At 65.8% G+C, this 8569-nt stretch carries 8 protein-coding genes; 4 read left to right on the forward strand and 4 right to left on the reverse strand.

The window, feature by feature from the left end; genetic code table 11:
* The coding region (locus A9X03_RS08335; protein WP_156746505.1) for an aldehyde dehydrogenase family protein at positions 1 to 404 on the reverse strand (404 nt) is incomplete at its 3' end.
* Positions 405 to 470: 66 nt separating this feature from the next.
* Here A9X03_RS08335 and A9X03_RS08340 point away from each other — a divergent pair.
* From A9X03_RS08340 to A9X03_RS08355, 4 genes are read left to right on the forward strand one after another with little or no spacing between them, the layout of a single operon-like run.
* Positions 471 to 2528 carry a prolyl oligopeptidase family protein gene (locus A9X03_RS08340; RefSeq protein WP_067755587.1) on the forward strand — a complete coding sequence of 686 codons (2058 nt, stop codon included), beginning with the start codon at positions 471 to 473 and terminating at the stop codon, positions 2526 to 2528.
* 10 nt (positions 2529 to 2538) lie between these two features.
* The gene (locus tag A9X03_RS08345; RefSeq protein WP_067755577.1) at positions 2539 to 2850 is read left to right on the forward strand and encodes a hypothetical protein; all 312 of its coding nucleotides are present in this window, start codon (positions 2539 to 2541) and stop codon (positions 2848 to 2850) included.
* 7 nt (positions 2851 to 2857) lie between these two features.
* Entirely contained in the window at positions 2858 to 3775 is a 918-nt protein-coding gene (locus A9X03_RS08350; protein ID WP_067890280.1) for a crotonase/enoyl-CoA hydratase family protein, read from the forward strand.
* A gap of 52 nt (positions 3776 to 3827) precedes the next feature.
* Positions 3828 to 4274 carry a DUF5078 domain-containing protein gene (locus tag A9X03_RS08355; RefSeq protein WP_067311930.1) on the forward strand — a complete coding sequence of 149 codons (447 nt, stop codon included), beginning with the start codon at positions 3828 to 3830 and terminating at the stop codon, positions 4272 to 4274.
* A gap of 63 nt (positions 4275 to 4337) precedes the next feature.
* Here A9X03_RS08355 and A9X03_RS08360 read toward each other — a convergent pair whose 3' ends face one another.
* Genes A9X03_RS08360 through A9X03_RS08370 form a run of 3 tightly spaced genes read right to left on the reverse strand, consistent with a single transcriptional unit; the run spans position 4338 to position 8534 of the window.
* Positions 4338 to 7277 (reverse strand): RND family transporter, encoded by a 2940-nt coding sequence (locus A9X03_RS08360; RefSeq protein WP_067783259.1) that lies wholly within the window; start codon positions 7275 to 7277, stop codon positions 4338 to 4340.
* Positions 7274 to 7822: an MmpS family transport accessory protein gene (locus tag A9X03_RS08365; protein WP_067747993.1), complete on the reverse strand. Its 549-nt coding sequence runs from the start codon at positions 7820 to 7822 to the stop codon at positions 7274 to 7276. Before A9X03_RS08365 ends, A9X03_RS08360 begins: the two co-directional genes overlap by 4 nt.
* Positions 7823 to 7847: 25 nt before the next feature.
* A complete protein-coding gene (locus A9X03_RS08370; protein ID WP_156669875.1) occupies positions 7848 to 8534 on the reverse strand; it encodes a TetR family transcriptional regulator in 687 nt (228 codons plus the stop codon).
* Positions 8535 to 8569: the final 35 nt, after the last annotated feature.

Raw genomic sequence — 8569 nt, forward strand, 5'->3', positions numbered from 1 at the left:
GCCCGGATCGCCCCGGCGAAGTATCGGAAATGGTCGACCGCCAGGGTGATGTCGGCGCCGAGCGCCTCGCGGATCGGTTTGCCGTTGTCCCAGACTTCGGCGACCGCCAGCGCGGCCTTGTTCTCCTCGATGCGGTCGGCGATCTTGTTCAGGATCAGCGCCCGTTCCGCGGGGGCGGTCTTGCCCCACGCCTTCGCCGCCCCGTGCGCGGCGTCGAGCGCCTTTTCGATGTCGGCCTCGTCGGACCGGGCCACCTCGCAGAACGGCTGGCCGGTCACCGGTGTCGGGTTCTCGAAGTAGCGGCCCTGCGCCGGCGGCACCCACTGCCCCCCGATGAAGTTGTCGTAGCGGGATTCGTACGACATCAAGGCCCCAGCGGAACCTGGACGTGCGAAAACAGTCATCTGCTCGGCCCTTCGCTCGTCGGTGTAATACACCTCACACTACCGCCGGAGGCCACAATGGCGTCCATGACCTCACACGCCGCCGCCGACCGCGAAGATGCCCAAGACCCCTACCTGTGGCTCGAGGATGTCACCGGCGACGAGGCGCTGGATTGGGTGCGGGCGCGCAACGAACCGACGCTGGCGGCGTTCCGCGACGCGGAATTCGAGCGGATGCGCGTCGAGGCGCTCGAGGTGCTCGACACCGATGCCCGCATCCCGTACGTGGTCCGCCGCGGCGAGTACCTGTACAACTTCTGGCGCGACGCCGCCAACCCGCGCGGGCTGTGGCGGCGCACCACATTGGACAGCTATCGCACCGACGCCCCCGAGTGGGACGTGCTGATCGACGTAGACGAACTGGGGCGAGCTGACAACGAGAAGTGGGTGTGGGCAGGCGCCCGTGTCATCGAACCGGAGTACACGCGCGCGCTGGTCTCGCTGTCCAGGGGCGGCTCGGACGCCTCCATCGTCCGCGAATTCGACATGGCGACACGCCAATTCGTCGCCGATGGTTTCGCGCTGCCGGAGGCCAAGTCCCAGGTCGCCTGGGTGGACCCCGACACCGTGCTGGTCGGCACGGATTTCGGCGACGGCTCGCTCACCGATTCGGGCTACCCCCGCGTGATCAAGCGGTGGCGCCGCGGCACCGCGCTGACCGATGCGGAAACCGTGTTCGAGGGCGCCCCCACCGACGTCAGCGTGTCCGCGACGGTGGACCGAACCGAAGGCTTCGAGCGCACGGTGTTGGGGCGGGCCCTGGACTTCTGGAACGAAGAGGTCTATGAACTGCGGGGCCCGGAGCTGATCCGGATCGACGCGCCCACCGACGCGAGCTTGTCGATACACCGCGAATGGCTGTTGATCGAGCTGCGCACCGACTGGTTCTACGGCGCCCAGAGCTACCCCGCCGGTTCTCTGCTGGCGGCCCGTTACGACGAATTCCTCGCGGGCACGGCCGAATTGAGTGTGGTGTTCTCGCCCGACGAGCACACCGCCCTGAATCACTACGCATGGACGCGGGACCGGTTGTTGATGGTCAGCCTCGCCGACGTGGCAAGCCGCGTGGAAATCGTCACGCCGCCCTCGTCACACGGCGACTGGCGCCGTGAGCCGGTCGCCGGCATTCCGGAGGCGACCAACACCGTCGTCGTCGCCGCCGACGACAAAGGCGACGAGTTCTTCCTCGACTCGAACGGATTCGTCACACCCTCCCGGCTCATGCGCGGCACCGGCGCCGGCCCACTCGAGCAGGTCAAGTCGGCGCCCGCCTTCTTCGACGCCGAAAACCTCTCCGTGGCACAGCATTTCGTGGAATCGGACGACGGCACCTCGATCCCTTACTTCGTGGTGCGGCCGGCCGACGCGGCGGGCCCGGGCCCGACCATGCTGTACGGCTACGGCGGCTTCGAATCCGCGAACACCCCCGCCTACAGCGGCGTGCTCGGCCGGCTCTGGCTGGCCCGTGGCGGCACCTACGTGCTCGCCAACATCCGTGGCGGCGGCGAGTACGGCCCCCGCTGGCACACCCAGGCCATGCGCGAGAACCGGCACAAGGTGGCCGAGGACTTCGCCGCGGTGGCAACGGATTTGGTGAACCGCGGCATCACGACCGTGGATCAGCTCGGCGCGCAGGGCGGCAGCAACGGCGGCCTGCTCATGGGCATCATGCTGACCCGGTACCCCGACAGATTCGGTGCGCTGGTGTGCAGCGTCCCGCTGCTGGACATGAAGCGCTACCACCTGCTGCTGGCCGGCGCGTCGTGGATGGCCGAATACGGCGACCCCGACGACCCGGGTGACTGGGCGTTCATCTCCGAATATTCGCCCTATCAGAACATTTCGGCGACGCGCCACTACCCGCCGGTGCTGATGACCACCTCGACCCGCGACGATCGCGTGCATCCGGGCCATGCGCGCAAGATGACGGCCGCCCTCGAGGCGGCCGGGCACCCCGTCTTCTACTACGAGAACATCGAGGGCGGGCACGCCGGCGCGGCCGACAACCAGCAGGTGGCGTTCAAGTCGGCGCTCACCTATTCGTTCCTGTGGCGGATGCTGGCCGGCCCATTGACCGGGTCATAAGATCGTCGACGTGTCCGCGACCCAACGCATCGAACTCACCCTGCTGGCGACCGGATTGATCTTCGTGCTGGTTTCGGCGGCGCAGGCGCGCTACCGGTTCATCGGTGACCGCCGGGCCGGCCGGCGGTTCTACTGGGCGACCGCGGCGATCGGCACCGTGTGTTTCGCGATCGGCACGGGCAAGCTCTGGCCCAACGCCGTCTGCGTGGCGGTGATCTTCACCGGCCTGGTCGTCATGTCGGCCTACCTGACGACGCCCTATCTCAAGATCGGTGACCGCATCTACGCGTCGTCGCCGGAAAACCGACAGCCCGACCCCTAAGGAAGCCATGCCAGGGAGCGACTTCCAGACGCTGCTGTACACCACGGCCGGCCCGGTGGCCACCATCACGCTGAACCGTCCGGAGCAGCTCAACACCATCGTGCCGCCCATGCCCGACGAGATCGAGGCGGCCGTCGGGCTGGCGGAGCGCGACCCGCAGATCAAGGTCATCGTGCTGCGCGGCGCCGGCCGCGCCTTCTCGGGTGGCTTCGACTTCGGCGGCGGCTTTCAGCAGTGGGGCGAGGCCATGATGACCGACGGCCGCTGGGACCCCGGCAAGGACTTCGCGATGGTCACCGCCCGTGAGACGGCGCCGACGCAGAAGTTCATGGCGATCTGGCGGGCGTCCAAGCCGGTGATCGCCCAGGTGCATGGCTGGTGCGTCGGCGGGGCCAGCGACTACGCGTTGTGCGCGGACCTGGTCATCGCCAGCGAGGACGCGGTGATCGGCACCCCGTACAGCCGGATGTGGGGCGCATACCTGAGCGGGATGTGGCTCTACCGGCTCAGTTTCGCCAAGGTCAAGTGGCATTCGCTGACGGGCCGGCCGCTGACCGGCGTCCAGGCGGCCGAGATCGAGCTGATCAACGAGGCGGTGCCGTTCGAACGCCTGGAGGCCCGGGTCGCCGAGATCGCCGCCGAGCTCGCGCGCATCCCGCTGTCGCAGCTGCGGGCGCAGAAGCTGATCGTCAACCAGGCCTACGAGAACATGGGGTTGGCGTCCACCCAGACGCTGGGCGGCATCCTCGACGGCCTGATGCGCAACACTCCCGACGCGCTCGATTTCATCAACACGGCCGAAACCCAGGGCGTGCGGGCGGCCGTCGAGCGCCGCGACGGCCCGTTCGGCGACTACAGCCAGGCCCCGCCGGAGCTGCGGCCCGACCCCTCACACGTCATCGTGCCTGATCGGGACCAATGCTGAGACAAACTAGGAACCTGGCGGCCGCCGGTCAAAAAGTGTTACCGTTACAGCTATGTCTCGGCTGAACACCGGCTTGCGCGCAGGCGCCGCCTTCCTCGCCCTCGGCATCGCCGCGGCGGTCTTCCCGAAGACCGCCGTCGCCGATTCGACGGAGGACTTCCCGATTCCGCGCAGGATGATCAACACCACGTGCGACGCCGAGCAGATCATGGCGGCAACCCGCGATACCAGCCCGGTGTACTACCAGCGCTACATGATCGACTTCAACAACCACCCGAACGTCCAGCAGGCGACGATCGACAAGGTGCACTGGTTCTACTCACTGTCGCCGGAGGACCGCCGCACCTACTCCGAGAACTTCTACAACAACGACCCGCTGTGGTACGCGTGGCCCAACCACATGAAGCTCTTCTTCAACAACAAGGGCGTCGTCGCGAAGGCCACCGACGTGTGCGCCCAATACCCGCCCGGCGACATGTCGGTGTGGAACTGGGCCTAACGCCTCAAGAATCCGCGCGTCCCTGAGAGGAAGGGGACGCGCGGATTTTTTTGTCCCGCAGGGTCAGCGCGGCTGTACCACTCCGCCCGCCGGACGCTCCTCGACGTTCTTGAGAAGGAATTCGCGCACGGCGGGACGCGGTCCGTACGGTCGCAGCATGGTGCTGGCCGGGCGTGGCCGCACGTGCTGCGGCCACCAGAACCAGCGCCCGAGCAAGGTGGCCAGCGACGGCGTCATGAACGACCGCACGATCAAGGTGTCGAATAGCAGACCCAGCGCGATCGTCGTGCCCACCTGGGCCATCACCAGCAACGGGCTGAACATGAACGTGGCCATGGTGGCGGCGAAGACCAGACCGGCGGAGGTCACCACCGAGCCCGAACCGGCCATCGCGCGGATCGTCCCCGTTCTGAGCCCGGCGTGGATTTCCTCCTTGAACCGAGATATCAGCAACAGGTTGTAGTCCGAACCGACCGCCAGCAGCAGGATGATCGCCATCGCCAGCACCATCCAGTGCAACTTCATGCCCAGGATGTACTGCCAGAGCAGCACGGAGAGTCCGAATGAGGCGCCCAGTGACAGCAACACCGTGCCGACGATCACGAAGGCCGCCACGACGCTTCGGGTGATCACCAGCATGATGATGAAAATCAGTGTGGCTGCGGCAATTCCGGCGATCAGCAGGTCGATGTCGGAGCCGTCGTGCATGTCCTTGTACGTCGCGGCGGTACCGCCGAGGTAGACCTTGGAGCCCTCCCAGGGCGTGCCCTTGATCGCCTCGTGCACGGCCTGTTTGATCGGCTCGATGTGGCTGATGCCTTCTGGACTCGCCGGGTCGCCTTCATGGGAGATGATCAACCGGACCGCGTGCCCGTCCGGTGAAATGAAGTTCTTCAAACCCCGCGCGAAATCCGGGCTCTTGAACGCCTCCGGCGGGAGGTAGAACGTGTCGTCATTCTTCGCTTTGTCGAAGGCGTCGCCTTGCGCGGTGGCGTTGTCCGCCTGCGCTTTCGCCTGTTCGTTGAGCCCCATCGTGGTCGCGTAGTTCGACATGATGGTGTCGAGGTTGCGCTGCTGACTCTCGATCTGCGGCGGGATGAGCGCCACCAACTCCGGCTGAATCCGGTCCAGCTTGTCCAGATTCGCGCTGAGCTCCACGATGTTCTGGGCCACCTGGTCGATGCCGTCGAGCGCGTTGAAGACCGACCGTAGCGCCCAGCAGACCGGGATGTCGTAGCAGTGCCGCTCCCAGTAGAAAAAGCTGCGGATCGGCCGCAAGAAGTCGTCGAAGTTGGCGATGTCGTCGCGCAACGCCTCGGTGATCTTCACGGTTTCTTTGGTGAGCCTGGTGGTTTCGTGGGTCGTGTTGCTGAGGTCTTGGGTCACCCGCATCTGTTCATGCAGGGTGGCCATGGTCTTCTTCAGCTCGTCGGCCTGCTTGAGCAGGTTCGCCGCCTGCTCGTCCTGATAGTGCTGGGTCTGGATCCGCCCCGCGGCTTGTGCGCTCATCTGAAAACCGAGGGTGCTGTGGTCGAGTGGCGTGCCCAACGGCCGGGTGATGGTCTGCACCCGGCCGATGCCGGGGATGTGGAAGACCGCCTTGGCAACCTTGTCCAGGACCAGGAAGTCGGCCGGGTTGCGCAAGTCGTGATCGGTTTCGATCATCAACAACTCGGGATTGAGCCGAGCCTGGTCGAAGTGCCGGTCCGCGGCGGCATAGCCGACATTGGCCGGGGTGTCCGCCGGCAGGAAATGGCGGTTGTCGTAGTCCGTCTTGTAGCCGGGCAGGGCGAGCAGGCCAACCAATGCGATCCCGATGGTCACCGCGAGAACCGGGGCGGGCCAGCGGACGACCGCGGTGCCGATGCGACGCCAGCCCTGAGTCGCCAGCTTGCGCTTCGGATCCATGAGCTTGAAGAACGACGCGACGGTCAGCACTGCGGGGCCCAGGGTCAACGCGGCGAGCACCGCTACCAACATGCCGATGGCGCATGGTGCGCCCAATGACTGGAAATACGGCAATCGGCAGAAGCTCAGGCAGTACATCGCGCCGGCGATGGTCAGGCCCGACCCGAGCACGACATGCGCGGTGCTATGGAACATGGTGTAGAAGGCTTGTTCGCGGGTCTCGCCCAGACCGCGGGCCTCGTGGTAGCGGCCGACCACGAAAATCGCGTAGTCCGTTCCGGCGGCGATCGCCATCAACACCAACAAATTGTTGGCGAACGTGGATAGTCCGATGATTTCGTAGTTGGCCAGCAAGGCAACGACGCCGCGAGCCGCGGCCAACTCGATGAACACCATCGCCAGCATGATCAGCATGGTGGTCACCGAGCGGTAGACGAACAGCAGCATCACCACGATCACCAAAAAAGTGACAAGGGTGACGAGCGCGACGCCCTTCTCGCCCGCGTGGGACTGGTCGGCGAACAGCGGACCCGCGCCGGTGACGTATGCCTTGATTCCCGGCGGCGCGGGCACCGAGTCCACGATCTTGCGCAGGGCCAGGGCAGACTCGCTGGCCTGCCCGCTGCCCATGTTGCCGGAGAGGTAAACCTGGACGTACGCGGCCTTCTGGTCGTGGCTCTGGGAACCCGCCGCCGTCAGCGGATCACTCCAGAAATCCTGCACGTGCTGAACGTGCTTCTTGTCTTGCTCGACGCGCCTGACGATCTCGTCGTAATAGCGGTGCGCTTCTGCCCCGAGGGGCTTGTCGCCCTCCAGCAAGATCATGGCCGAGTTGTCGGAGTTGAATTCTTTGAACGTCGATCCGACCTTCATCATCGACTGAAAGGAAGCCGCGTCAGTCGGACTCATCGACACCGAGTGGTTTTTGGCGACCGCCTCCAGCTGCGGGGCCGCGGTGTTCGTGACGAACACGATGGCCAACCAGATCAGGACGATCGGCAGGGCGAGCCGGTGGATCATCCGCGGCAGGAACGGCGGGATCAGCGGCTGCGAGATTGGCGGCGCGGCAGATTCAGCCTCACTTGGCTCGCTCATGCGGACTTGTCCAGGCAGTAGACGAAGGGGTTCACGTTTTCGTTGGAATCTGAGCGATTCGGGGCCTTGATGACGTCACCGTGCCCGTCGTGGTTGTTCACGACGAATTGGCAGGCGATCCAGCTGCCGTCTCCCTGCGCGATCAGGTTTGCCGGGATGCCGGGCTTCGTGGAACTCAGCACGATGCTCCACGGCAGGGGCACGTTGAGGGCCTGTTGCGGATGGGAGTTCTCGTCGAGGTAGTTGATGGTTGCGGTGCTGCCCGGTGAGCCCCAGACCTGGAGCGTGATCGTCTTGGCGTTGAACTCATCGAGCACCTCGCCCGACGTGCCGCCACCGAACGAACCCTTGTGAACACCGAAGACGCCGTGCAATCGGTAGACGACGAATCCGGACAGCGCGACGACAGCCGCGATCGTGAGCACCAACCAGGACCGCCCCAACAGCCCCCTCTTCCCGGCGCGCCGCGGAGCGGCATCGTTTCCCTTCCCGCCGGCAGAGCCTTGTCTCTCGAGCGGCTCGGTTCTTGGCTCAGTCGTCGTCATGGGCACCCCAAGTCCTTCCCCCTGATCATGGCTTCTCCGCGATGAGGCCGACGCACGTCGCCGTCAGCAAGCGGGTGAGGGCCGAGGCGAAGTCCAGATTCCATTCGGGCGGAATCACTTCCGGCTCCTCGGCATAGGCATCGTTGAGGCGCTCCGGCGGGTTGGCGACCTGCCACAGCGTGGCCGCCAGCGAGTACGCGGCGAGCAGAATGTCGAGCGACCCCGAGCGGCCGAGTTCGGGCAGCGCGCTCTCGATGGAATCGGCGAGCGAGAGCGTGGCGGCGGTGCTGATGCGCTTGACCTCCACGACCCGCTCGACGTCCACCTCGTGCTCGAGGTGGAGGTGCAGGTTGGCCAGCAGGTCGCAGAACAGCGGGTCCTGGGCGAGGGCGTCGGCCAGTGTCTCGGCGATTTGCGGCGGCGACTTGCGGCCGGGTGCGGCGAGCTTCTCGGACACCGTGTTCGACCAGCGCACCCACCCTTCGGCGGACAGGTGCAGCAGCACTTCCTTGTGCGAGGTGAAGTAACGACGGACGGCGGAGTAGTGAATGCCGGCCCGATTGGCGACGGCGGTCAACGTGACCGACGCGACGCCGGTCTCGAGCGCCAGTGAACGCGCGGCTTCCACGAGTGCCTCCGCACGTTGGCGCTTCTTCTCCTCGGTGCGGGCGCGCTGGAAGGTTAACTGCGCCACCGGCCGAGCGTAACGCACATTGTGTGATTTGCATAACGCACGGGACGTGACTT

The organism is Mycobacterium sp. E1715, assembly GCF_001667625.1.
Taxonomy (GTDB): domain Bacteria; phylum Actinomycetota; class Actinomycetes; order Mycobacteriales; family Mycobacteriaceae; genus Mycobacterium.